General features: G+C 66.5%; 15 protein-coding genes. 11 read left to right on the forward strand and 4 right to left on the reverse strand.

Annotation, left to right across the window (positions count from 1 at the left end; all coding sequences use genetic code 11):
* Positions 1-242 precede the first annotated feature (242 nt).
* The 5 genes from IEZ10_RS10360 to IEZ10_RS10380 all read left to right on the forward strand — a co-directional run bounded on the left by IEZ10_RS10360 (position 243) and on the right by IEZ10_RS10380 (position 14,034).
* Positions 243-4,919 carry a DEAD/DEAH box helicase gene (locus IEZ10_RS10360; protein WP_189246277.1) on the forward strand — a complete coding sequence of 1,559 codons (4,677 nt, stop codon included), beginning with the start codon at positions 243-245 and terminating at the stop codon, positions 4,917-4,919.
* Positions 4,916-6,826, forward strand: coding sequence for a UvrD-helicase domain-containing protein (locus IEZ10_RS10365; protein WP_229811127.1), 1,911 nt, complete (start codon positions 4,916-4,918; stop codon positions 6,824-6,826). The genes IEZ10_RS10360 and IEZ10_RS10365 overlap by 4 nt, the downstream gene beginning before the upstream one ends.
* Positions 6,810-10,016 carry a helicase-related protein gene (locus IEZ10_RS10370; protein WP_229811128.1) on the forward strand — a complete coding sequence of 1,069 codons (3,207 nt, stop codon included), beginning with the start codon at positions 6,810-6,812 and terminating at the stop codon, positions 10,014-10,016. The genes IEZ10_RS10365 and IEZ10_RS10370 overlap by 17 nt, the downstream gene beginning before the upstream one ends.
* A 1-nt stretch (position 10,017) precedes the next feature.
* Positions 10,018-11,880 (forward strand): MrfA Zn-binding domain-containing protein, encoded by a 1,863-nt coding sequence (drmB, locus tag IEZ10_RS10375; RefSeq protein ID WP_229811129.1) that lies wholly within the window; start codon positions 10,018-10,020, stop codon positions 11,878-11,880.
* A gap of 72 nt (positions 11,881-11,952) precedes the next feature.
* Complete coding sequence (locus tag IEZ10_RS10380) at positions 11,953-14,034, forward strand: UvrD-helicase domain-containing protein (protein ID WP_189246279.1); 2,082 nt, start codon at positions 11,953-11,955, stop codon at positions 14,032-14,034.
* Here the strand turns inward: IEZ10_RS10380 and IEZ10_RS10385 are convergent.
* On the reverse strand, positions 14,031-16,118 hold the full coding sequence (locus IEZ10_RS10385) for a serine/threonine protein kinase (protein ID WP_189246280.1): 2,088 nt from the start codon (positions 16,116-16,118) through the stop codon (positions 14,031-14,033). The genes IEZ10_RS10380 and IEZ10_RS10385 overlap by 4 nt on opposite strands.
* Positions 16,119-16,239: 121 nt before the next feature.
* Here IEZ10_RS10385 and IEZ10_RS10390 point away from each other — a divergent pair, with 121 nt between their 5' ends.
* From IEZ10_RS10390 to IEZ10_RS10400, 3 genes are all read left to right on the forward strand, one after another.
* Positions 16,240-16,674, forward strand: a complete 435-nt coding sequence (locus IEZ10_RS10390; RefSeq protein WP_189246281.1) for a very short patch repair endonuclease — start codon at positions 16,240-16,242, stop codon at positions 16,672-16,674.
* Between the two features lie 184 nt (positions 16,675-16,858).
* Positions 16,859-18,115: a methyltransferase domain-containing protein gene (locus tag IEZ10_RS10395; protein WP_229811130.1), complete on the forward strand. Its 1,257-nt coding sequence runs from the start codon at positions 16,859-16,861 to the stop codon at positions 18,113-18,115.
* A 141-nt stretch (positions 18,116-18,256) separates the two neighbouring features.
* Positions 18,257-19,006 (forward strand): hypothetical protein, encoded by a 750-nt coding sequence (locus tag IEZ10_RS10400; RefSeq protein WP_189246282.1) that lies wholly within the window; start codon positions 18,257-18,259, stop codon positions 19,004-19,006.
* Positions 19,007-19,122: 116 nt separating this feature from the next.
* Here IEZ10_RS10400 and IEZ10_RS10405 read toward each other — a convergent pair whose 3' ends face one another.
* A complete protein-coding gene (locus IEZ10_RS10405) occupies positions 19,123-20,019 on the reverse strand; it encodes a family 16 glycosylhydrolase (RefSeq protein ID WP_189246283.1) in 897 nt (298 codons plus the stop codon).
* Between the two features lie 169 nt (positions 20,020-20,188).
* Positions 20,189-20,614 (reverse strand): MerR family transcriptional regulator, encoded by a 426-nt coding sequence (locus IEZ10_RS10410; protein ID WP_189246284.1) that lies wholly within the window; start codon positions 20,612-20,614, stop codon positions 20,189-20,191.
* Between the two features lie 54 nt (positions 20,615-20,668).
* On the opposite strand from IEZ10_RS10410, the gene IEZ10_RS10415 reads away from it, so the two are divergent.
* Both IEZ10_RS10415 and IEZ10_RS10420 read left to right on the forward strand, forming a co-directional pair.
* Positions 20,669-21,625, forward strand: coding sequence for an SDR family NAD(P)-dependent oxidoreductase (locus IEZ10_RS10415; protein ID WP_189246285.1), 957 nt, complete (start codon positions 20,669-20,671; stop codon positions 21,623-21,625).
* A 134-nt stretch (positions 21,626-21,759) separates the two neighbouring features.
* Positions 21,760-22,524, forward strand: a complete 765-nt coding sequence (locus tag IEZ10_RS10420) for an alpha/beta fold hydrolase (protein ID WP_189246286.1) — start codon at positions 21,760-21,762, stop codon at positions 22,522-22,524.
* 38 nt (positions 22,525-22,562) lie between these two features.
* On the opposite strand, the gene IEZ10_RS10425 is transcribed toward IEZ10_RS10420, so the two are convergent.
* Positions 22,563-23,540 (reverse strand): zinc-binding dehydrogenase, encoded by a 978-nt coding sequence (locus IEZ10_RS10425; protein ID WP_189246287.1) that lies wholly within the window; start codon positions 23,538-23,540, stop codon positions 22,563-22,565.
* Positions 23,541-23,877: 337 nt separating this feature from the next.
* On the opposite strand from IEZ10_RS10425, the gene IEZ10_RS10430 reads away from it, so the two are divergent.
* The gene (locus tag IEZ10_RS10430) at positions 23,878-25,281 is read left to right on the forward strand and encodes a pentapeptide repeat-containing protein (RefSeq protein WP_189246288.1); all 1,404 of its coding nucleotides are present in this window, start codon (positions 23,878-23,880) and stop codon (positions 25,279-25,281) included.
* Positions 25,282-25,324 lie beyond the last annotated feature (43 nt).

Raw genomic sequence — 25,324 nt, forward strand, 5'->3', positions numbered from 1 at the left:
GAAGATGGATGCCCGAGTATGGCAATCTTCGTCCTACGCCTCGATGGACGGGAACGGTCCACCTGAAGGCCGCTTTGTCTTTGATGCGTCATTCTCCTCGCGGTCCAGGCATGGCTTGAGCCGTATTCGAGCGTGCTCGCACCGGCTCGACTCGCAGCACCCATGACCGCTGATCGGCATTGTTGTGCAAGCCGATCCATGCTCCCATTAAAGGCTCCGTACCCCCAGGAGTTGACAGCGCCGTGAGCAATGCAGATTCCTCCGTCCTCCAACTCGTCATCGAGCAGTCCGCCCGCGTCCTGGAGACCTATCGCATCGACCCCGGACTGATTCAAGAGCACGCCAACGGTGAACGCCGGATCAAAGAAGGCGGGTACGGCGATCGTCAGATTTACGAGCTTGTCCAGAACGGCGCGGATGAGCTGCGAAGTGATCCGGGCGGGGAGATTGCCGTTGTTCTGACCAAGAGCCACCTTTATTGCGCGAACCAGGGGTCGCCCATCACCGCGGAAGGTGTGGACACCATTCTTCGGATGGGTGTATCGCGGAAACGGGGTGGACAGATCGGGCGCTTCGGTGTCGGAGTGAAATCAGTCCTGAGCGTCACCGACATGCCGGAGTTCTTCAGCGGGGAAGACGACAAGAGCTTCGGTTTCGACCGGGACTGGTCCGCCCGTCGGATCAAAGAGGTTCAACCTGACGCGGAAGAGATCCCCGTGCTGCGGATGGCCCGGCCGCTCGATCGGGATCGGGCCGCTGCCGTCGACCCCACTCTCAGCGAACTGCTGACGTGGGCCACCACGGTCGTGCGGTTGCCCTTGAAGCCGTCGGCCGTTAACCGCCTCGCCAATGACCTGGCCACTTTCCCGGCGGAGTTCTCGCTGTTCTCTCCTCACGTCGGAACCGTAACCTTGGAAGATCGACGGTCGGCGAAGGTCGTCAAGCGGCAGATCTTCCAGAAGGTGGAGGGTGATCGGCGAAGCCTTCAGGAGACCAGGACCTCCGAAGGTGACCGTACGGACCATTGGCGGGTTTTCGTCCGAACCCACCGTCCCTCCGCTGGATCGCTCCAGGACGCGGGAGAACTCCATGACCGTCCGGATATCGAGCTTTCTTGGGCGGTGCAGGACCACGCTGGAGGAGAAAGCCGCAGGTCGAACAGGGGGGAGTTCTGGGCCTTCTTTCCGACCAACTACAAGACCACCGGGCGTGGTATCTACAATGCCCCATGGAAGACCAGCGAGGACCGTCAGAATCTTTACAGCAAGAACGCCTTCAATGACGAGCTGATCAATGTTATGGCGGACCTCGTCGTTGATTCGCTGCCGTTGCTGGCGCGGGTGAATGACCCATGCGCCCATCTCGACAGCATGCCGGCTCGTGGTAGGGAGGAGCCGCAGTGGGCGGCGGAAGACCTGGTCTCCAAGATCTGGTCGATCGCGGCCGTGAAGCCGACCGTTCCTGATCAGAACGGTGTATTCGGTACAGTGACCGAGGTTCGATTCCACCCGGAAGGGCTTCGTCCGGAATGGTTGCAATTGTGGGCCGGCCACCCGGGGCGACCGATGAACTGGTGTCATCATTCTGTAGAGAACACCAAGCAGAGGCGTGACAGCGCCAATCACATCATTGCCGCCGCTACCAAAGTTTCACGAGCGTCTGTCGACCAGTGGCTGGAAGCGTTGGTGGAAGACCGGTCTCCCGAGGCCTCGGCGAGGGCGATCAAGATCGTAGCCGCCATGAAGCGCCATGAGCCGCTCATGGCCGAGCAGGCGATGAAGGCGCGCGTCATCCTCACCGAGTCGCAGAAACTGGTGTCCCCCTCCGATGTCGTCTTTCGTCGCAGTACCAGTGACGGACTCGCGGACAACACGGTTTACGTGGCCGAGGCGGTCTACGCCGACGACCCGTACGTCGTCCGGGCCCTTGATGAAATCGGAGTCCATGAGGCCGACTACGCGGGCCGTTTCGCCTCGGTCGTCGAGCGAGGGTTCGGTGACTACACCGATCGGGAGTGGACCTCATTCTGGAAGCTTTCCCGGTTAGCGGGCCCGGCGGCCACTCTCTCCACACTGCGCGCGGGAGACATCGTCACCTCCAAGGCGCTGAAGGTGCGGACGAAGTCAGGTGAGTTCCGTCGTATCTGTGACTGTCTGATGCCGGGGAAAGTGGTCCCCGCGGACGGGTCACGTGACGAGCGGATCGCCGTCGACCTGGAGTTCCACAGCACGGATAAGCCGATCTTGCGCGACCTCGGGTTGCGCGACGGGCCGGTGATGAGCATCGATCCGCGTAACGAGCCCTGGTTCGACGAGTACGCCGAGAGCCGATGGAAGCGTTACCGTCGCTCGCTGCCGGCGGACACGGCCGCGCCTTCCAAGTCGGTCATGAAGCTCGACGGCACCAACCCCGCCGGACCTCTGCACTTCCTCACCGAGCTCTCCCACGAAGGTCGGGCAGCGTTCCTTCAGCAACTTCCTGAGACCGGACTGGTGACCACGTGGACGATACAGGTCGGTAAGCAAGTGGCCACCCGGCGCCCGACCATGTCTCCACTTCAATGGGCGGCACGGGCATATGGATACCTGCAGACATCGCAGGGTGTACGTCGAACCACCCGGTGCGTGGGACCTCAGCTTCTTCAACATCAGAGTGTTCTACCGGTGGCGAAGATCTCAGCGAGCCTGGCCGACCTGCTGGCATTGCCCAACGACCTATCCGAACTGCGGGACCCACACTGGGCCGAACTCATGGGAGAGGTGGCCCGATCTGAGGAAGATCTTTTTCCTGGAAGGGCCTACGCGCTGCTCTTGGAGGCGGGAGCGAGGCGGCCCGAAGGGGCCACGACGCGCTGCCGAGTGGGAGAAGAGTGGCGCAGCGACATCGAGGACGGTGACATCGTCGTCACGTCGAGTCGCACGGACTACGACATCCTCATCCAGGAGCGTTTGCCGGCTCTGCTGGTGCCGACGGAGGAGGCGGCGGAGCAGATGCGAGAGGTCTGGCACATGCTCGCTCCGTCAGCTGTCATTCAAAAAGAGCTTCGCTGGGTCGAGCAGGCCGAGGCCGTGCCCCTGGTCGAGGAGTTCCCGCATCTGAAGGCCGTAAAGCGGAGCCAGGTCGAGGGGTGGTCGCTGGTCCGCTGCGGTGAGCTGGAAGAGATCACTCGTACGCCGAACGGCATGCGGACGAAGATGATCCCCGCCGTGGCTCAGGACCGCAATGTGTTCGTGCTCAACCCTGAGAGCGACCTCGCAGCTCTTGTGGAGGTCGACCGGGTGCTCAAACTCGGTATGGGGATGGGCGGCTGTCGGGGGGTCCTGGAGCGACGCGAGCAGCAGCGAAAGAACGAAAGGCTCCAGCGTGCCCGCAAGGCTGAGAAGCCCGCGGAGAAGCTGTTGGAACTGGTCGGCTCCGATGCCCTTAAGAAGGGGCTTCCACAGGGCCTGCTGGAGAGCGAGGAAGCCGAGAAGGGGCGCCCCGCAGACGACCGAAGGATCGCAGAGCTGGCGCACAACGCTTACGGTTCCGAAAGCCTTCGGATCTACCGTAAGGACATCGAGGCGAACATCCCGGCTGTGGCGGTGAGCTTCCGAGGGGACACGAACTCCCTGCGGCTGGTGAACGAGATCGGATTCTCGGAGTCCTACGCGGGGACGAGGAACGAGTCTCTCAGTCCTATCGAGATCGTCGGAGGGCCGACGGCCTACCCCCGTCTCCATGACTACCAAGAGAAGCTCGCTACGAACATGTTCAAGCTGCTCACCCAGTACAGCGCGCCAAGGGCGATGCTCTGTCTGCCGACCGGTGCAGGAAAGACCCGAGTGGCGGCCGAGGCGGTGATCCGCTTCATCAAGGAGCACGGGCTGGGCGGGCGCCCGGTCTTGTGGATCGCGCAGTCCGGTGAACTGTGCGAACAGGCCGTGCAGAGCTGGTCCTTCGTATGGTCGAAGGTGGGCCCGGCTGAGCGGCTGACCATCAATCGGCTCTGGGAGAGCCGGGAGGCGACCCTGATCAAGGAGACACCGCAGCTCGTCGTCGCCACCGACGCCAAGCTCGAAGTCTGTCTCGACAAGCCGGAGTACTCCTGGCTACGGAACCCGGCCCTGGTCATCGTGGACGAAGCCCATGTCTCGATCACCCCTCGTTACACCAGACTCCTCACATGGCTTGGAATCACGCACCGTGAGGCCAACCGCCCCCTGGTCGGACTCACCGCGACGCCTTTCCGAGGATTCAACGAAGAAGAGACCCGCCGGCTTGCGGATCGGTACGGCCGCTACCGGCTGGACGAAGGGGTTTTCACGGATGACCCTTACGCCGAACTTCAGGAGTTGGGTGTGTTGGCGCGAGTCGAACACCGGCAGCTCAAGGGCGCGACCTTCGAGCTGAGTGCAGAGGAGCTGGAGGAGACCGCCGGTTTCGGAGGCGGCAGGTTGCCTCACTCCGTTGAGCATCGGCTGGGATTGGACAATGAACGGAACCGTACGCTCATCAATGAGATCGAGCAGCTTCCTTCGGACGGCCCGGTGTTGCTGTTCGCCACCTCGGTGAACCACGCCAAGATGATGGCGGCCAAGCTCAACGATCGAGGCATCCGAGCCGCCTCCATCGACGCCACCACTCCGGAAGCGGACCGGCGGACACGTATCGATGAGTTCCGTAAGCGAAAGATCCGGGTTCTCGCCAACTTCGGTGTCCTTGCTCAGGGCTTTGATGCACCCGCCACCGAGGTGGTCATCGTGGCCCGGCCGACCTACAGCCCGAACAGCTACCAGCAGATGATCGGACGTGGTCTACGCGGACCGAAGAACGGAGGAAAGGACACCTGCCTCATCCTCGATGTGGCGGACAACATCGTCAACTACGACAAGAAGCTCGCATTCACCGAGTTCGAGTACCTCTGGAGCCGTCGGTGAGCGACGCTTACATGAGCACGCCTTCTCTCACCTCGGAGCAGAGGGCCGTGGTGGACCAGCCGGCGAATGCCCTGGTCGTGGTCACGGCCGGGGCGGGAGCAGGAAAGACCCATACTTTGGTCCGACGGCTGGATCGGTTGGTCGCAGCCGAGGACCTGAGCGCCGGGGAGATCCTGGTGCTCACCTTCTCCAGAGCGGCGGTCCGAGAGCTGAGCGGTCGGCTGGTCCGGCATGGAGAGGCGGCCAGAAACGTTCGTGCGAGGACCTTCGACTCATGGGCGCTCGAGTTGCTCACCCAGGTGGACGCTGCGGGCGACTGGCCGAGTAAGTCCTTCGAGGCGCGGATCAGAGGCGCGCAACAGGTCATTGATGACGGTCTCGCCGATGACCTCTACGAAGACCTGCGGCACGTGGTCATCGATGAGGTGCAAGACCTGGTCGGAGATCGGCGTGAGCTGGTGGAGGTGCTGCTGGAACGTTTCGACTGTGGGTTCACCGTCGTCGGTGATTCCGCCCAGGCGATCTACGGGTTCACGGTCAAGGACCCTGACCAGCGGGCGGGGGAGACCAATCGATTCTTCGACTGGTTGCGTGCGACCTTCCAGGAGGACCTCGTCGAGCTGAGTCTCACCGAGAACTTCCGGGCACGAAGCGAGGAGGCCAGAATCGCCCTTGGCCACGGCGCGCGGCTGCGGTCGCTCGCGGAAGCCGGGGAGGACAAGGACGAAGCCGACTACAAGGAACTGCGGTCAACGCTGGAGCAGGCCCTCAGCTTCGGTGAGCTGGATCGGGACTTCGCCGCCGCCGCCCTGAATGAATACGAGGGCAGCACCGCCGTGCTCTGTCGTACCAACGGTCAGGCATTGGTCGTTTCGGAGAGGCTGCACGAGATCGGGGTTCCGCACCGGTTGCAGCGGTCGGCCCAGGATCGGGCCGTCCCGGCCTGGATCGGGCTGCTCATGCGGCAGTGCGAGAGCTCCTTGGTGAGCCGGTCCCGATTCGACGAACTGCTCGTGGAACTGCCGGTACCCGAGGGAGCGACTCCTGATGAGCTGTGGCGGTTGTTGGGCGGCTCCGGGCGGGTTCGCGGCAACGGCCTTGATCTCGGCCGGCTGCGCGCGGCGATCTCGACCGGGGGGCTACCGGACGAGTTGACCGCCCAGCCGCCCGCACGCCTGGTGGTGTCGTCGTTCCATAGGGCCAAGGGGCTGGAGTTCGACAGGGTCCTGGTCGTCGATCCTGGGCCTCTGCCCTCGCCTGCAGAGGCGGAGAAGATGGGGCGGGTGGTCGACCCGGCGGAGGAGGCCAGGCTCCTGTACGTGGCCATGACGCGACCTCGTGACGAGCTGTGGCGGCTGGAGGCGTTGGAGAAGCAGAACATCCGTTTGGACAAAGCGACCGGACGATGGGGCCGCTTCCACTACCAGCGCTGGATGCGGAAAGGCATCGAGATCATCGGTGGTGACGTGCGCACCGAACAGCCCGCCGGCACCCATGATTTCGAAGCGGATCCCATCGAGGTGCAGAAGTACCTCGTCACGGAAGTGCGGCCGGGGGACGAGGTCGTGTTGGAGCGGCTGCACACCACCGCCATTGGGTTGCAGGAGAGCCCGCCGTACCTCGTCGTGCACAACGGAAGACCCATCGGAGTCACATCCGACCGATTCCATGGGCAGCTCTACCGGCATTTGAAGCTCGGCCGCGGTTACGAGCCGGAGAGGTGGCCAAGGGCCGTCACCGGCATCCGGGTCGACGCGATGGAGACCGTCGCCGGCAGCGAGGCCGCCGGCGCCAATGCCGGGCTTGGGCCGTACGGGGTGTGGCTCGCGCCGAGGCTGTTCGGCCTCGGTCACTTCATTTGGGATAAAGCCGATCAGGAGGAGGACGCGGGTGTCGAAGCACGCTGAGCACTACCGGTTCAGGAAGGAACTGGTCGATCGCCTGCGGCTCGACCTGCTCGGTCCGGTCGGAGGTGAGGAGGAGGTCCTCACCGATGCACCGGTCACCACCTACGCGACCGGCGTGCTCTTTCCTCGCGATGTCCACCTCGACCGTGCCGAGGAGAATCGGGCAGAGCTTGAGAACGAGCAGGTTTCGGCAGCCTTCGCGGTGGACGATGTTCCGGACACGGGCGTCGCCATGGCCAACCGCCAGTTCCCCTCGTCGATGGGACTGACCTTCGCGGTCGATCCGAAGGCGGCATCCGTCATCACGGTGACGGTCACGGCGGCGATGTACGACCCGATCGACACGGCGGGCAGGCCGGTCAAGGCTCAGCGGGCGGCTCGTCGCACCACTGAGGACCAGGACCTGCGGTGGCGGCGCCGGATGCTGGACCTCGAATCGGTGACGGTGGACGTGACCTCGCCGGGGCTGGTCACTGAACAGCTCGCTCCGGGGGTCGAACTGCGACTCCGGATCAGAGCAGCCGACCGGAAGACCGGAGCGGTCGCCGTCACGGCCGCCCTGCTCAACGTTTTCGAGGTCGGGCAATACGACCTCAGGGATGCCCACTGCCTGTTCCAGGCGATGGTTCACGTCGCCGGTCCCGCCGGCACGAAGGCGCTCGTGGAGCGGCCCGTCCCGGTAGGCGCCGACGAGCAGGAAGTTCACGTCAACAGCCTTCTCTACCGGCACATGCCCACCTTCGCCATCGGGCACGGCTGTGCCGCCGACTGGGACTGGACTCCTCCCGCTCCTCGTGATGAGGAGCTTCTCAGGGGGCGTCCCGGTGCGGTGAGCGCCGTGTGGACCTCCTTCGTTCCGACGAAGGAGGCCCTGCTCACCGACTCCAACCCCGAGATCGACATTCCAGGGCTGGAGATGGACTTCCTCGCCAAGGCCGCGCCGGCGGATGTGCTGGCCACGCTTCGGCGCCTGGTCGAGGGATATCGGTCCTGGATCACCGAACGTGCAGAAGAGGCACGGCTGCTTCAGGCCACTTCATACGGCGTGGCCGCCGCGGAGCAGGTGGAGCAGTGTGAGGTGGCATGCGAACGGATGGCCTCGGGAATCGAGGCGCTTCGCCGTGACGAAGACGCCATAACCGCCTTCCGGTATGCCAACCGGGCGATGGCGGACCAGCGTGGCCGTACCGACTGGATCAAGAGGGGGAGGAAAGGCGAGATCAAGCGTGACGGGCGGTGGCGCCCGTTCCAGCTCGCCTTCATGCTGCTCTGTCTGGACGGCATCGTCGATCACGAGCACCCGGATCGTTGTAAGGCGGATCTGCTCTGGTTCCCCACCGGTGGCGGCAAGACCGAGGCGTACCTGGGCCTCATCGCGTTCACGACGTTCCTGCGGCGGCTACGTCGGGGTGACAACGGTGGTGGAGTCACCGCGCTGATGCGGTACACCCTGCGGCTGCTCACGCTGCAGCAGTTCGAGCGGGCCGCCGCGCTCATCTGCGCGATGGAGATGATCCGGGGTGAGCGGCCGACGGAGCTCGGCCGGGAGACCATCTCGATCGGCATGTGGGTGGGTGCTGCGGCCACTCCGAACAAGCTCAAGGAGGCCGCCACCGCCATCAAGCGGTTGCGTGACGGTGAGAAGCTCCAAACAGAGAACCCGGTTCAGCTGCGAAGCTGCCCGTGGTGCGGAACGAAGATCGACGAGTGGCAGTACGAAGTCGATGTGGCGACCTCGCATATGCGGATCTTCTGCGCGGACGACACCTGTGACTTTCATGAGGCCCTCCCGGTGCACGTCGTCGACGAGAAGATCTACGAGGTCCGCCCCACCCTGATCATCGCAACGGTCGACAAGTTCGCCCAGATCGCCTGGAAGGACGAGGTGGCGGCGCTGTTCAACCGGAACGAGGGCAGCACCGTTCCTCCTCCCGAGCTGATCGTCCAGGACGAGCTGCACCTGATCTCCGGTCCTCTCGGAAGCCTCGCCGGTCTTTATGAGACCGCGATCGACATCGCCTCCGACGAGCCCAAGGTCATCGCCTCCACGGCGACGATCCGTCGGGCGAAAGACCAGGGAAAGAGACTGTTCAAAAGGGACGTGCATCAGTTCCCGCCAGCCGGGTTGGACGCCCGTGACTCCTGGTTCGCGGTGGAGACGCCGGCCGAGGACAAGGCGTCCCGCCGTTACGTCGGTCTGTTCGCCCCCGGCTCCAGCCAGGCGACCCTGCTGGTCCGGGCCTACGCGGCGCTGCTGCACCATGTCGCACGCATCGAGAGCAAGGAGGCGGTCAGGGACGCCTACTGGACGCTGATCGGCTACTTCAACAGCCTCCGTCTGCTCGCGGCGGCCGAGCTCCAGGTTCTCGACGACGTTCAGGATCGTCTCAAGCTCCTGGCCGAGCGGGACGGTGTGGAGCCCCGGGCAGCGGAACTGCTCTCCGAACTCACCAGCCGGGTGAACTCCAGTGACGTCCCGCAACGGCTCAAGGACCTGGAACGGGCGTTACCCGACGAGGGGACGTTCGATACCGTTCTGGCCACCAACATGATCTCCGTCGGAGTGGACGTGGACCGCCTCGGGCTGATGGCGATCACGGGACAGCCGCAGACCACCGCCGAGTACATCCAGTCGAGCAGTCGGGTGGGCCGGAGGCATCCCGGACTGGTGGTCGTGCTCTTCAACGCGAGCCGGTCCCGGGACCGCTCACACTACGAGAGCTTCGTCTCCTACCACTCGGCGCTCTATCGACAGGTCGAGTCGACCAGCGTGACTCCGTTCTCCTCCCGAGCGCGGGACAGGGCGCTGCATGCCATGCTGATCGGCTTGGCCCGACTGGTCCGACCCGAACTCCGCCCGAATGGAGCGGCCGCGCTGGTCGAGAACCACAAGCACCGTCTGGAGGAGCTCAAGGACCTGATCCTGCATAGAGTCGAAGAGATCGACCCGGACGAATGGCAAGGTACGTCCGAGGACATCGACTACATCATCGATGAGTGGATCAAGTTGGCGAAGGACAACCCCGCACTGGTCTATTCGGCGAAACCGAGATTCAAGCGGAGCGAGCAACGGGCACCCGACACCGCCCTCCTGTGCAGCCACTCCGACGATGACCTCACCGAGGCGTTCCCCACGTTGTGGAGCCTGCGCGATGTCGATGTCGAATCCGACCTCTACCTGGAGAAGTGACATGGCGCTGCGTAATCGACGCACCGGTGCTGGCCGGAACACCGAGCGGGAAGAGACGAAGAAGCCTGTCGGAGGGGTGCGGCGGGCCCAGGTGATCACCACCTACGGAGTCGGTGGGTTGGTGGCCATCGAAGACCAGTCGTACATCGTGAGCGGCCTGGACGGCTGGCGAAGGGCACGTCCGTCGGAGGTCGTCTACGAACCCCGCCTCCAACATTGGCTGGGGGTTGCGAAGTTCCACCTGCCTCCCGCTGACGAGCCGTCATCCGGATACGGGATCAAGATCAGGCTCTTCCCGGAGATCTACTCCTGCTCCGAGTGCAAGCAGCTTCAGGAGTTCAGGAAGTTCGGCTCTCCGGCGGGCAAGAACCTGTGCGGAGCATGCGAGAAGCCACTCGTCCCGTCCCGATTCGTGATCGCCTGCGAGAACGGGCACATCGATGACTTCCCCTACTTCGACTGGGTGCATAAGAAGACCGAATTCATCGAAGGGGTCAAACACGGGCTCAGTCTGCACAGCACGGGACGGACGGCTTCGCTCCGGTCCGTCGTGGTCAAGTGCCTTTGCGGCAAGTCGGCCTCATTGGAGGGCGCCTTCGGTGGCCGCGCCATGGAGGCGCTGGGGATCAAGTGCAGAGGCCGCCGTCCCTGGCTCGGTCGAGGATCGGAACAGCCGGGCTGCACGGCCATACCCCGTACGCTTCAGCGAGGCTCCTCGGCCACCTGGTTCCCGATCAACCGCACGGCACTGTCGATTCCCCCATGGTCGGAGACCCTTCAGCAACGACTGAACCCGCGCTACGGCGAATTCAGGGTGCTCGTCGAACATGGTGCTCCCGACGACATGATCCTCAAGGTCATCGAGCAGACGGGCATCCTGGAGGACAGTCGCTTCACCGCGGAGGACATCCTGGAGGCCGTCCGGCGGCGGAAGGAACTGGAGGCTAGGTCTCTTCCAGACTCCGATGAGTCGGCAGGGTTCGAGCCGGCGAACGACCTGCGGCGTGAGGAGTACGCGAAGCTGTACGACGGCACGGTCCATGTCGACCGGGGCGAGGACTTCGAGTGCGTTCCGCCGGCTTCTGCTCCCTCCGCCGCGCTGCCGTACGGTGTTGAGAAATCGATGCTGGTCAAGCGGCTGCGCGAGGTGCGGGCGCTTCATTCGTTCACCCGGGTTCATGCACCTGATCCGGCTGCGACCGACCTACGTGGAGCCGCTCTCTCCCTGGAGAAGGTCGGTTGGCTGCCCGCCATCGAGATCAGCGGCGAAGGCGTTTTCCTGGCCATCGACCAGGAGAGGCTTCGCGAGTGGGAGACCCGCCCCGGACCCGTCTCTCGCGCCGAGCGGATTCGGCGCCACCACATCGCACACCTGCGCGGTCAGGTTCATGACGGCAAGCCAACCGATGACGTCAAATCACCGGTCACCCCTCGCTATGTGCTGCTTCATACCCTGGCGCACATTCTGATCAACGAGTGGACGTTGGAGGCCGGGTACCCGGCGGCGGCCCTACGCGAACGCCTTTACGTGGCGAACGACATGGCCGGTGTGCTGATCTACACCGCCACCAGTGACTCGGAGGGCAGCCTCGGAGGTGTCGTGGCTCAGGGCGAGCACAAGCGGCTGTACGACTCGTTCGAGTCGGCCTTGGCCCGAGCCGGCTGGTGCTCCCAGGACCCGCCCTGCATCGAGTCGGAGGCACGCGGCACCGGAAGCCTCAACCTGGCCGCCTGCCACGCCTGCGTCCTCCTGGCCGAGACCAGTTGCGAGGCACAGAACCTCTTCCTCGACCGAGCCCTGATCGTCGGCACTCCCGAAGACCCGTCCATCGGCTTCTTCTCCACGGCGAACGCACTACGTTGATCACTCGCCGCTGCCCGGCTCCCGTCCCCATCCGAGCCGGGCAGCGGTCCATGAACGGATAAGGGAGCCGACATGGCCAAGTTGGGCATCCACCGGGACTTCCTCCAGGACCTTGTCCGCCTGGAACGACCGATCCAGCAGAAGGTCGTCGAGACGATCCTCAAATTCGAGCAGACCTCGCACGCCGGCGCCCATTTGGAGAAGCTCAGCAACGTTCGCGATGACCGGCTCAAGAGCATTCGGATCGACCTGAAGTACCGCGGCATCGTGCTGGCTCCGGAGACCGGTGATCGGTACACCTTGTTGAGGGTGGACAACCACGACGATGCCTACGCGTGGGCCCGGAACCGGCGGATCTCCGTCAACGCCGCAACCGGGCATATGGAGATCCGCGACACCGAGACCATCGACGCCACCATCCAGCGGCTCACGAGGGATACGGGGTCGGCGGTCCGACCGGTGTTCGCTCACGTGTCGGATGCCGATTTGACGCGGCTCGGCGTCGATGCCCAGGTCCGCAAGTTCGCCCGGATGTTGACGGACATCGGAATGTTGGAGGCATTGGAGGGACGCCTCCCTCAGGTTCAGTACGACGTGTTGATCGGCCTGGCGTCCGGGATGTCCCCCGAGGAGGTCTGGGACGACATCGTCGGGTCACCCAAGCCCGAGGCGTACGACCCGAACGATGTGGACGCCGCCGTACGGCGCATGCCCGACAAAGTGGCGCTGGTCGAAGGGGCGGAGGAGATCATCGAGCTGTTCGACAAGCCCTTCGCCCGCTGGCGAATCTACCTGCATCCGACCCAACGAGAGACCGCCTACCGCACCTACTCCGGCTCCGCCCAGGTCCTCGGTGGACCAGGAACCGGTAAGACGGTCGTCGCCCTTCACCGGGCACGACACCTGGCCGCCCAAGGAGGGCGAGTCCTGCTCACCACCTTCACCACGACGCTGACCCGTTCGTTGACGGATTCCCTACGCCTGCTGGAGAGCGATGACGAGGTCCTCTCCCGTATCGACGTGCTGACGGTCGATCAAGTGGCGCGAAGGGCCGTCGAGCGGCGGCTCGGTCGGTTCACACTCGTGCAGAGCGATGAGGAACGGGCCATGTGGCGCAGGATCATCCGCAGGCGAGAGCTCGAATACAGCGAGACATTCCTCATGGAGGAGTGGCGGCAGGTCGTCTTGGCGCAGGATGCGATGGACCTGGACGGCTACCTCGCCGCCCGACGGACCGGTCGCGGTAAGCGCCTCGGTCCGCTGCAACGGGCACAGATATGGCGGGCCATCACCGAGTTCGAGCAGGAACTGAACAAGAGCAACGCCCGTACTTATGAGACCGTCTGCGCCACCGCGGCACGTCTCCTCGCCGAGGAGGACGACAAGCCGTATGACCATGTGGTGGTGGACGAGGCCCAAGATCTGCATCCGGTGCGTTGGCGGGTACTCCGGTCCGCGGTCTCCACGGGACAGGACGACATTTTCCTGGCGGGTGATGCTCACCAGCGGATTTACGACAACCGAGTGTCGCTGGGCTCGGTCGGCATCCATGTGGCCGGCCGATCCACTCGGCTGACGATCAACTATCGGACCACCGCGGAGATCCTCTCCTGGAGTCTCGCCATGCTCGCAGGCGAGAAGGTCCTCGGGCTTGAAGACGAACCGATCACATTGGCGGGCTACCGTTCCGAGATCCACGGTGAGCGACCACGGTTGTTCGGTGCGACCACCAAGAACGCCGAGCTGGCGTACGTCGCGACGGTGGTGAGGGGCTGGATCGACGCCGGAGTCTCCGCCGACGAGATCGGAATCGCGGCCCGATCCGGGCCGCATGCTCAGGACGCCGTTGCCGCCCTCACAAGAGCGGGGATCCCGGCATCCCATCTGACCAGGGACAAGGACGCCGTCGAGGGACATGTCCAGGTCATGACCATGCACCGGATGAAGGGCCTGGAGTTCCGCTGCGTCGCCGTCATCGGAGTCGGCGCCGGTCAGATTCCATCCGCCGGAGCGGTGCGGCCGCTCGAAGAGGACGCGACGACCCACTGGAACGATCTGCAGCGGGAGCGATGCCTGCTGTTCGTCGCCTGCACCCGGGCCCGGGAACGGCTCGCCGTGTCGTGGCACGGCGAGCCGAGCCCTTTCCTGAACTAACCGGTCACTTCTTGGCGTCGACAGTGGTCGACCACGGCGCGGATCTCCTCGTCGGAGATCCGCGCCGTGTACAACAGGCGCGACATGTCTCCTCCGCGAGAACGAAAGAGTGATTGCCCGTCCTGAAGGACCTCCGCACCCCCGCCATCGAGGAGGCGGAAACTGTCTTCCCGCGAGGGCGCGGAGAGCGCGAGACGAGCCGGGACATAGGCCTTGATCGATGGGGTGAGAACACGTTCGTCAAGCTGTGCCGTACGCAGAACGACATGGATTCCCACCGCCCGCCCCAGACGGGTGAGACGCGCCAAGGTGGATTCGGTCATGTCACGGGCCTCTCGCATCAACTCGGCGAGTTCGGCGATGACCATCACGAGAGACGGATGAGGCAACGAAGCGTCGCCCAGGCAACGTAACGGCGCGGGAATCCTGCCTGTAGAGACACCCTCGTTGTACTGAACGACGGTGCGACATCCGGCGGCGGCCAGATCATCGTAGCGGCGGTCGAGTTCCGCGACGGCCCACTGCAGAGACTCCACCGCCGCTTGTGGCGTACCGACGATCGGCTCCACCAGGTGGGGAAGCCCTTCGAAGAGAGCGAGCTCGTTCGTCTGCGCGTCCACGAGGATCATCTGCACCTGGTCAGGACTCGCCTGCATGAGCAGGGAGGTGATGACCGTGAGCACCGGATCGGTTCCGAGACCTCGCACGATGCCTCCGATCAGCAGATGGGGAGCACGCGCCAGGTCCGCGGTGACGGGCATTCCGTCGATGTCGCGGCCGAGTCCTACGACCAGCGGGTTAGCGGAGTCGACCGCAGGTAGATCGCGGAGGACGTCCCCCACGCCGATGACATCGGTCTTGGCATGCGGAACCTCGACCACAACGGCTTGGACGCCGGGCAACGGAGAACTCGATCCGCTCATTGAAACGGCGCGGACTTCGTTGTTCCCGAGGGCCTGAGCGATCCGGGGCGCGAGTGCGATGATCTCTTCAGGCTTCGTGGAGGGTCTCAGTCGAACCTCGTACCGGTTACACGCAGGACCTCGAGTACATCCGGTGACCTTGGCCTCCGCTCCGACCTCGACCAGCACTCGGTCGATGGCATTCGCGACGGTGCCGTGTGAATCGTCGTGGCGCCGTCCCGGTGTGCCGGACTTGAGGAGTCGCATCGGTGGGCGCTGATACAGACGCCTCGTCCTGTCGGAGCGCGGAGGACGGGTATCGACCGGGGTGACGGTTTGAGATGGCGTCGGCTTTTTCGCCTGCGGTTGAACACACATGGCCTTGAGACGTGCCACGACTTCGGACGCCTTCTGCGGCCGTGCAGCCGGGTCTTTGGCCATGAGCTCCAGCACCAGTTCCTCCAGGGCGCCCGGAACCTCACTTCTCATCGTGGACGGAGGTGTCGGTTCGACCGTGGCGTGTTGGTACATGAGCTGGTAGATGTTCATCCCGACGAAGGGCTGGTCGCCGGTCAGCATCTCGTACATCACGCAGCCGAGAGAGTAGAGATCGGCACGCGCGTCCAAACGACCTTCGTACTGTTCCGGTGCCATGTACGCGGCCGTACCGATCCCGGCGGTCCCCATGCCGGCGGAATCCTGTCTGATCCTCGCCACACCGAAGTCACAGACCTTCACCCGATCCTCGGAGAGGACCATGACGTTGGCGGGTTTGATGTCCCGGTGGACGACGTTCTTGGCGTGCGCCGCGGCGAGCGCCCTGGCCATCTGCTCGCTTATGCGGACGACCTTCGCGATCGGCATGCCGTTACGTAAGCGCGCCAGTACCTTGGCCAGATCTTCGCCGGCCAAGAGCTCCATCACGAAGAACCGCCGACCCTCATGTTGGTCGGCGTCGAACACCGCGACGATGCCCGAATGCTGAAGCGCAGCGCCGATCTTCGCCTCGGAAAGGAAGCGCTCGATCTTGCGGGGCTCGGCGGACAGATGATCCGGGAGGATCTTCACGGCCACTTCACGATCTAATCGCAGGTCGAATGCCTTCCAGACGACGCCCATGGCTCCCTGCCCGAGCCGCTCGACCAGTCGATAACGACCGACCAGCGTCACCTCCTCCCGCACCTGTCCCCTCCGCCCGAAAATGCCGCCGTATATGACTATGGCGATGCTCTATCACGGTGCGTGAGTCTTTGGCCACCTGAGGCCTCAATTCGAGCGCTGGGATCTCGATACGGTGGGCAACATGGCTGCAGTGAGACCCGTTGGCGCGTCCAGCGAGGGCGTACGCAAGAGCATGCGGGCGAACAAAGGACGAGACACCAAGCCTGAACTCGCATTGCGGCGCGCGGTGCACGCCCTCGGTCTCCGCTACCGGGTGTCGACACGGCCACTGCCTCAGATTCGTCGGACGGCGGATCTGGTGTTCACCAAGGCCAAGGTCGCGGTATTCCTGGACGGCTGCTTCTGGCACGGATGTCCCCAGCACCACACCAGGGCGGTGACCAACGCCGGTTACTGGGCTGAAAAGGTCATCCGCAATCGCGAACGGGACGCCGAGACCGACAGGCTGCTCACCGAGGCGGGTTGGTCCGTCATTCGAGTGTGGGAGCACGACAGTCCGAACGAGGCCGCGAATCGAGTCGCTGAAGAGGTGCGTACGCGGCGGGCGAAACGGTAGCGGGTGAAGCCGACGGCAGTCTCATCTGCGTAGAAGAGCACGGTCCGTGCTTCGGCGCGTTCGATTTCACTCTTGGTGAGGACGGCACTCCGGTATTTCTGGAGTACGGCCCCAGCGGCCGGTGGAGATGGCTCGGAGACACCAGCGGGCTGCCCATTGCCGACCTGCTCCGTGAGGGAGAGAAGTGACGGACCACGAGACATCCGATCTGGCCATGCGGCTTCGCCGTACGCTGGCTGACCACCTCGTCCGCGACGGCTGCCTCACCGACCCCGCGTGGCGGGCGGCCGTCGAGGCCGTGCCGCGGGAGGTGTTCCTCGGGTCGGCGGTCGCCGGTCCCACCGGGCACGGTGACCGATGGGAGGTGGTCCGGCGGGACGACGTGACGGCCGATGAGTGGCTGGAGCTGGTCTACCGCGACGAGACCTGGGTGACCCAGCTCGACGAGGCCATGGTCGATGGCACGAAGGCCGAAGGTGCCCCTGTGGCGGAGGCGGAGGACGCGCCGAAGGCCGAAGGCGCCGCTATGGCCGAGGACGCGCCAGGGGCCGAAGCCGTGCCGGAGGCCGGGGGCGTCCGGAGAGTCGTCTCCGGCGGACCCACGTCCTCGTCGACCATGCCCGGCCTGGTCGTGTGGATGCTGGAGGCCGCCGGGATCTCCGACGGTGACACGGTGCTGGAGATCGGCACCGGTACGGGCTACTCCACCGCGCTGATGTGCCACCGGCTCGGCCCGGCTGCCGTGACCTCCGTCGAGTACGACCCGGTGGTGGCCGGCCGGGCGCGCGAGGCGCTCGCCGCCGTCGGGTACGCGCCGACGCTCGTGACCGGGGACGGACTCGCCGGATACGACAAGAACGCCGAGTACGACCGGCTGATCGCCACCTGCTCGATCCGCTACGTCCCCCTGCCGTGGCTGTGGCAGGTCCGCGACGGCGGCACGATCACCGCGCCGCTGTCCGGGTGGCTGGGCGGCGGCGCGTTCGCGCACCTCACGCTCGCCGCCGACGGTACGGCCGGCGGACGGTTCCTCCCGGACGACCTCCACTTCATGACCGCCCGGCCCCACGGGCGGCCTCCACTGGCCTCCCCGCACCTCGGGATCGGTGAGGTCCGGGACGGCCGGGTGGACCCGCGGGTCCTGGACGACCGGACCGGGGTGTTCGTGGCGCAGCTCGCCGTACCGTCCGCGGTACGGCTGGGCGGCGGGGACGAGGTCGTGCTGTGGGACGTGGGCACCGGCTCGCTCGCCGAGGTCACCTCCGGGACCGTACGGCAGCGCGGGCCGTTGCGGCTGTGGGACGCGGTGGAGGACGCCGTGCTGACCTGGCGGGCGGCCGGGTCCCCGGACCATACGGCCTTCGGGCTCACCGTCACCCCGGGCCGCCAGTACGTCTGGCTGGGCGAGCCGGACGGCCCGAGCTGGAACCTACCGGCCTGACCTCGGGCTTTCACGCCGAATGAGCGCCGCGCCCTTGCGTGCCGCATGTCATGGCGAGAGGTGAGCCGCGCAGGTGGACCCAATGGCGATCTCCCCTCCAAAACAGGGGCGCAGTCATACAAAGCTTGTAAGACTGCGACCATGAGCAGGAAGGGACGGCTGGCGGTAGGCATCGCGCTGCTGCTGACGGGGCTGACCGTGGCCGGAGTGGTGGTGCTCTTCGGATGGGAGCTCGCCGATCAGGTGGGAGGCGTGGTCGCCGCGGTGACCTCGCTGGCCGGACTGTGGATCGCCATGGCGGGGCGGTCCTCGTCTCCGAGGAGGCCGACCGGCTCGGAGCCCAAGGAGCCGGAGTCGTCGCCTTCCGCGGGTCCGTCCCCTTCTCGTTCGGCGCCGACGCCTGTGAAGCTGAGAAGAGGGTTGCCGTGGCAGATGTACGCGGCTCTGGCCTGTGTGGTGCTGACGTCCCCGCTGGCCGTCGTGGGCGGTCGTGAGGCGATCGGAAGCGGCGGAGACTACTTCGTCGAATTCAGCGGCGAGGAGGAGCCCCTCTACTTTCTTGTCGCGGTGGCGGTCATGCTGATTTCCATGCTCATATTCATCACGATACTCGGGGAGGCGGTCAGGCTTTCCCTTGAGCCTGTCGCCGACGTCATCGGCGGGACCTTGATAGAGGTCTTCGTCGTGGTTCTTGTCATAGGCGGGTTGGGCATCGCCTTCTTTCAGCCCCTGGGGATCGCTCATCTACTTCAAGACTGGTGGTCGCAGCCACGTAAGACCGTCATACCCTTTGCGATTTTCGGTCAGCTGGGCATCGCCGCCCTCGCGTGGTCATGGCACAAGGAGGGGAGACGGAGGATTCCCCCCTCCGAGGCAGAGGCGGGCGGGTGAGCCCGTCCCGGAGAGCCGGCTCACCGCTCCCCGGCCACGCAGGCTTCGGGCGGACGTCGCGTTCTGCCGGGGTGACGCGTCACCGGGCGCGCATGCGACCAACCCGCGGTGATGCGTCACCGGGCGCGCATGCGACCGACCCGCACGTTGCGAGCACGGAAGTAGGTGCTGCCGGCGGGACCCGGCTGCTTGTCCCAGCCGGGACCGCCAGGCGCGATTCCGGACGCCCAGGATCCCATCTGCAGATTGATGATGAGCCACTGGGGGACACCGGCCCAGCCGACTCCCCGGTGGGTCGCCTTCCGGACCCCGTCGAAGTAGTAGTCGAGCATGACGTCGTTTCCCCGCTTGGACATCCGGACGCGGTACCTGTGCCAGGCATCGGGTTTTTTGCCGCTGATCAGCTTACGCTCGACGTGCTCATTGTCGTCGGCGCTCCTGCTCCAGGTGTTGAAAAGGTTGGTGGAATTCCCCACGTATTCCAGGATGTCGCTCTCCGGCGGCCAGTCCGGCCAGATCCCGGTGGTCCAGAAAGCCGGCCAGATGCCCTTCCCGGTCTGCGTGCGGAACTCGCCTTCGATGTCGTACTCGGGGAACTGGTCGTTGACGAGGATCTGCTTCTTGGCGTGGATGGCGCCTGAGCGGTACCACAGCGGAGCGTTCGGCGCGTGCGGGCTGTCTCCGTCGGGTTCGGCCAGCCGGGTCGCCTTCAGGGTCAGCACGCCCTGGGCGAGGGAGACCTGGCTGGAGTGCATCCTGGCGGCGCCGTTGTGGGTGTCGGCGTCGCCGTCCCAGGGGTAGAGATGGTTCCAGTTCTGGTTGAAGGCCGAGGAACTGCTGAAGGAGGACTTCTTGATGACGTTCTCCCATGAGGCGCCGGCCCGGCGGGGGCGGCCGCCGGCTGAAGATGTGGCGTGCGCCCCGGCGGGGACGAGTGAAAGCCCTAATGACAGACCGCCGACGGCCGCCGCCGAGGCCAGGAGCCGACGCCGGCTGACTTCTTGTTCGGACACGTTCTTTCCTTTCTCCGGCCCCTGAAGCCGTCGGCGACCGGCGTCCGAGGGGAGGCCGGTCGCCGAGCCGGGATTCGGGCCTGACCGCAGAAAAGCATATGAACGCCGCGGATCACGTACGGCCCGCCGTACACCTGGGCGCCGGCCTCCTCAGAGGGCTCGGCTGTGACTACGGCTGCGAAGAGGATGCCGGCGACCAGAGCCCGGCCGCGGTGCCATCCTCGACATGCCTGCGATAGGTGAGGACCTTGTCGTGGATGATCTCCAGGCTGGCCGTCAGGTCGGCGAGCCTGTCCCGGACGGTTCTCTCGTGCTCTTCGAGCAGCGCGAGGCGCTCCGCCTCGTTGCCCGGACCGGATCGGACGAGTTGGGCGAACCTCTTCACGGTGGCGATGGGCATGCCGGACTCCCGCAGCCGGTTGCACAGCAGGAGCCATTCCACATCCGCCGGTTCGTAGACGCGCTGCCCTCCGGCCGTGCGCGGGATCGGGCGGAGGAAGAGCTCCTCACGCTCGAAGAACCGCAACGCGTGCACGCCCAGGCCGGTCGCCTTCGCGACGTCTCCGATGGAGAGGCCGTCCGCGTTTCTGCTCATGCCGTACCGCCGTAGCTTGACCTAGCTCGTACTCTAGATTTTAGCGTTGAGCGCATGGCAATCACGCAACACAGGATCGGCTCGGGGTTCGGCGCGCACAGCACGGCGGACGACGTCCTGGCCGGAATCGAGTTGTCCGGCAAGAACGTCCTGATCACCGGTGGTTACTCGGGTCTCGGCTTCGAGGCCACGAGCGCGCTGGTCCGCGCCGGGGCGCACGTCATCGTGCCCGCCCGCCGTCCCGCCGCGGCGATGGAAGCGCTACGCGATGTTCCGCGGACGGAGGTGCGGGAGCTCGATCTGGCGGACTCCGACAGCATCCGGAGGTTCAGTGACCGGTTCCTGGAGACCGGCCGGATCCTCGACATCGTCATCAACAACGCGGGCGTCATGGCCTACCCGCGGAGGCTCGTCGGGTCCGGATGGGAGGCGCACCTCGCCATCAACCACCTCGGGCACTTCGCCCTGGTCAACCGGTTGCGTCCGGCCCTGGCCCCCACCGGGGCGCGAGTGGTGTCCGTCGCCTCGTCGGGGCACTTCCTGTCCGACATCCGCTGGGACGACCCGCACTTCCGTCATGACCACGATCCTTGGCGGGCCTACGGGCAGTCCAAGACGGCCAACGCCCTGTTCGCCGTCCACCTCGACGCCCTGGGCGCGGCCGGTGGCGTGCGTGCCTTCGCGGTGCACCCGGGCAGCATCCTCACTCCGCTGCAACGGAACATCCCCCGCGCGGAGCAGATCGCCCAGGGCTGGATCACCCGGGAGGGCCACCAGGCGGACGGCTTCAAAACCCCGGCGCAGGGGGCGGCGACGGCCGTATGGGCGGCCACGTCACCTCTGCTCGACGAGTACGGCGGCGCCTACTGCCAGGACTGCGACATCGCCGAACCCGCGACCACCGACGACGTGCTCGTCGGAGGCGTCAAACCGTGGGCGATCGATCCCGACTCCGCGTCCCGGCTCTGGGCCCTCTCCAGCGAGCTCACCGGACTGGACTGCTTCGCCTGACCCGGCGGTGAGGCCACCGCGCCGATGTGCCACCGGCCCGGCCCGGCCGCCGTGACCTCCGTGCCCTGGGGCGTACGAGGAGCGGCGGCGATATCGACGTGCCGCCGATCGTGGTTCCGCCTAAGGTCTGCTGGATGACGCTCTCTTATGACATGGCCGGAGATGGCCCCATGCTGGTGCTGTTGCATGCCGGGGTGTGCGATCGGCGCATGTGGGATCCGCAGTGGCCGGCCCTGCTCGATGCGGGATACCGGGTGGTCCGCTGTGACTTCCGGGGGTTCGGCGAGTCCCCGGTGGCGGACCGCCCGTACGGCGACGCCGAGGACGTCGTGGATCTGCTCGGGAACCTCGGCATCGAACGGGCAGCGCTGATCGGGTCCTCGTACGGCGGGCAGGTGGCCATGGAGGTGGCCGCCCGCCGGCCGGACATGGTCACGGCCCTGGTGCTGCTTTGTTCCGCTCTACCCGGGCACGTGCCCAGCGACGTGCTGCGATCCTTCGCCGAACAGGAGGAGGCGCTGATCGAAGCCGGTGACATCGCGGGGGCCGTTGATCTGAATGTGGAGAACTGGCTGGGCCCCGAGGCGGATGACACGGTTCGGGAACAGGTCCGCCGGATGCAGCGACGCGCATTCGACGTGCAGCTGGCCGCGGCGGAGGAGTTCGCGCCGACCGAGGCGGAGGTGGATCTCTCGCTGATCAAGGCCCCGTGTCTGGCTCTCTCCGGCGGCCACGACCTGGTGGACTTCCGGGAGACCGCCGCCCGGCTACCGGAACGACTCGCCGATGCCCGTCACCGCGAGCTGCCCCGGGCGGGTCACCTGCCCAACCTGGAGCAGCCCGCCGAAGTGACGGACCTGCTGATCCGGTTCCTGCACGAGACAGTCCCGGCACGCTGAGCGGGCTCGATCTCAGCCGCGCCGGCCCGGCGGCCCGCTCAGGCCCCGGTGGCGCCGGGCAGCAGCAGTGACTTGCCCACCGTGGCACGCTCGGCCAGCGCGCGGTGGGCGTCGGCGGCCCGCTCCAGCGGGTAGACGGCGCCGATCGCGGGCCGTAGCCGTCCCTCCGCGGCCAGCTCCAGCGCCAGGGCCAGCCGTTCGCGCGCGGCCTCCCGGGTCGGCGGGCCGTCGAGCAGCGGGGTGGACACCCGGAGGCCGCGACGCGCGGCCAGCTCCCGGTCCGGGGCGGCGAAGCCCTCGGCGGTGCCGTAGGTGACGAACCGCCCGCCGTCGGCCAGCGCGTTCAGGGCGGCCGTACCGAGCGGGCCGCCCGCGCCGTCGTAGACCAGCGCGGCGCCGCCGCCGGTCGCCTCGCGGACCCGCTCGATCCAGCCCGACCGCGTGTAGTCGACGGTGACCTCCGCGCCCAGTTCGCGGGCCAGCGCCAGTTTGGCGTCGCTGGACGCGGCGGCCACCACCCGGGCGCCGGCGTCGATCGCCAGCTGCACCAGCAGCGATCCCGCCCCGCCGGCCGCCGCCGTCACCAGGACCCACTCGCCCTTCTCCGCCACACCCAGCCGTTCCATCATGATCGCGGTCGTGCCGTCGTGCACCAGCGCCGCCGCCGTCTCGAAGGCCATTCCGTCGGGGATCGGCATGATCTCATCGGCGTCGGCGACGACCCGCTCGGCGTAGCCGGTGCCGGTACGGGTGACCACCCGCCGGCCGATCCACGCCGGGTCCACGTCCTCGCCGATCGCCACCACCTCGCCCGCTCCGCCGCCGCCCGGGATGTACGGCAGCTCGCGGGGGAAGATCTCCTTGCCCCAGCCGCTGCGCAGCAGGGTGTCGAGGAAGATGACATCCGCCGCGGCCATGCCGACGACGACCTGGCCGCGGCCGGGCACCGGGTCGGGCAGGTCCACCGGGGTCAGTACTTCCGGACCACCGAACTCGGCCACCTGGATCGCACGCATGAGCAAACACCCTTCATCGGGAGAGACCGTCCCGCCCAGCCTCCAACCTGAATCATGGTTGAGGTCAAATCGGCGGCCGGACGGGCCATGATGCGTCCTTCTCGCGCGGCGCCCGGACTCAGCCTGGCGTGGATCGCCTCTTCGACGTCGTACGGGGCAGCGCCGTACCGGTCGATGAGTGCGTCGGCACCGCCCGATCCGCCCGATAACGATCGGATGCCGTTCACCCAGGGGCGGGCCGCGGGCAGCTGGAATGGGAGGCATGCCGTTACTGCCGCGTCGTCGTTCCTCTTCGGTCGATGTGCCTGTCGTCGCGGCGGAGGTGGTTCCGCCGCAGTTGCGTACTCCCCGGCCGGCCGCGTGGTGGATCGTGCCGGTCACGTTGCTGGTGGGCGGCGCGGTCGGCGGGGTGGCCTGGCTGTTGCTGGGGGCCGGGTGGAGCGTGGCCGAGGCCACCGCCCGGCAGGGTGCGATCCAGACCGCGCTGGCGGCCGGCGCCGGGGTCGGCGCGGCGGTCACGCTGATGCTGGCCTTCCGCCGCCAGCGCCACCAGGAGCACGCCGCGCACGTCACCGCCTACCTCGCCGAGCGCAACGCCGCGCTGGCCGAGCAGGTGGCCGACAACACCAAGCACGACGCCACCGAGCGCCGGGTGACCGACCTGTACACCAAGGCCGCCGAGCAGCTCGGCCACGACAAGGCCGCCGTCCGCCTGGCCGGCCTGTACGCATTGGAGCGGCTGGCCCAGGACAACCCCGGTCATCGGCAGACGATCGTCAACGTGATCTGCGCTTACCTGCGCATGCCGTACACCCCGCCCGAGCCTGCACCCGCCCCTGATCCCGAGCGGGATCACAAGGCCGCGTTGCGGGCGGCCCGGCGTCGTCACCAGGCGGCCCGTGCCGGTGTCGCCCTGCCCGCCGAACCCGCGCCGCGGCAGGAGGACGGCGACCGGGAGGGCGAGCTGCAGGTACGGCTGACCGCCCAGCGCATCCTGGCCGCCCACCTCCGCGACGACCGCCCCGCGGACCGGCGCTCCACCCTCCCGGCCGCACCGGCCTTCTGGGAGGGGATGAGCCTGGACCTGACCGGCGCCACCCTCATCGACTTCGACCTGACCGGCGGCCATGCCACCGAGGCCGTCTTCGACAAGGCGACCTTCGCCGGGGACGTCCGGTTCGTCGGGGCGATCTTCGCTGGGGACGTCCGGTTCAACGGGGCGACCTTCACCGGGGACGCCTGGTTCAACGGGGCGACCTTCACCGGAGACGCCACGTGCGACAAGGCGACCTTCGCGAGGCACGCCATGTTCGTCGGGGCGTCCTTCGCCGGGCGCGCCATGTTCGTCGGGGCGACCTTCACCGGAGTCGCCTGGTTCGACAAGGTGCCCTTCATCGGAGTCGCCGGGTTCGACAAGGCGTCCTTCGCCGGGGACGCCAGGTTTCTCGGGGCGACCTTCTTCGGGCGCGCCAGCTTCCTCGGGGCGTCCTTCGCCGGGCGCGCCATGTTCGCCGAGGCGACCTTCGCCGGGGGCGGCGGGTTCGCCAAGGCGTCCTTCGCCGGGGACGCCTGGTTCGCCGAGGCGACCTTCATCGGGCGCGCCCAGCTGGACGGGGCCGTGGTGGTCGATCCGGCGGCCGACCATGTGTGGCCGGACGGGTGGCGACTGGAGGCGACATCGGAGGGAACGGGCCGCCTGATCCGAGAGGAGACAGGCGGCGACCCGGCCCCGGATGCCTGACCGGGGGCGGCGGGCCGGCGGTGGTGTCCTGAAGCGGATACCG

Source organism: Streptosporangium pseudovulgare, from assembly GCF_014648055.1.
Taxonomy (GTDB): Bacteria; Actinomycetota; Actinomycetes; order Streptosporangiales; family Streptosporangiaceae; genus Streptosporangium; species Streptosporangium pseudovulgare.

What these genes read in the sequence shown, in the direction of transcription:
- IEZ10_RS10380 (WP_189246279.1), top strand. Translation starts at nt 11,953, where the DNA reads ATGGCCAAGTTGGGCATCCACCGGGACTTCCTCCAGGACCTTGTCCGC.
- IEZ10_RS10400 (WP_189246282.1), top strand. Translation starts at nt 18,257, where the DNA reads ATGAGCAGGAAGGGACGGCTGGCGGTAGGCATCGCGCTGCTGCTGACG.
- IEZ10_RS10420 (WP_189246286.1), top strand. Translation starts at nt 21,760, where the DNA reads ATGACGCTCTCTTATGACATGGCCGGAGATGGCCCCATGCTGGTGCTG.
- IEZ10_RS10415 (WP_189246285.1), top strand. Translation starts at nt 20,669, where the DNA reads ATGGCAATCACGCAACACAGGATCGGCTCGGGGTTCGGCGCGCACAGC.
- drmB (WP_229811129.1), top strand. Translation starts at nt 10,018, where the DNA reads ATGGCGCTGCGTAATCGACGCACCGGTGCTGGCCGGAACACCGAGCGG.
- IEZ10_RS10390 (WP_189246281.1), top strand. Translation starts at nt 16,240, where the DNA reads ATGGCTGCAGTGAGACCCGTTGGCGCGTCCAGCGAGGGCGTACGCAAG.
- IEZ10_RS10425 (WP_189246287.1), bottom strand. Translation starts at nt 23,540, where the DNA reads ATGCGTGCGATCCAGGTGGCCGAGTTCGGTGGTCCGGAAGTACTGACC.
- IEZ10_RS10410 (WP_189246284.1), bottom strand. Translation starts at nt 20,614, where the DNA reads ATGAGCAGAAACGCGGACGGCCTCTCCATCGGAGACGTCGCGAAGGCG.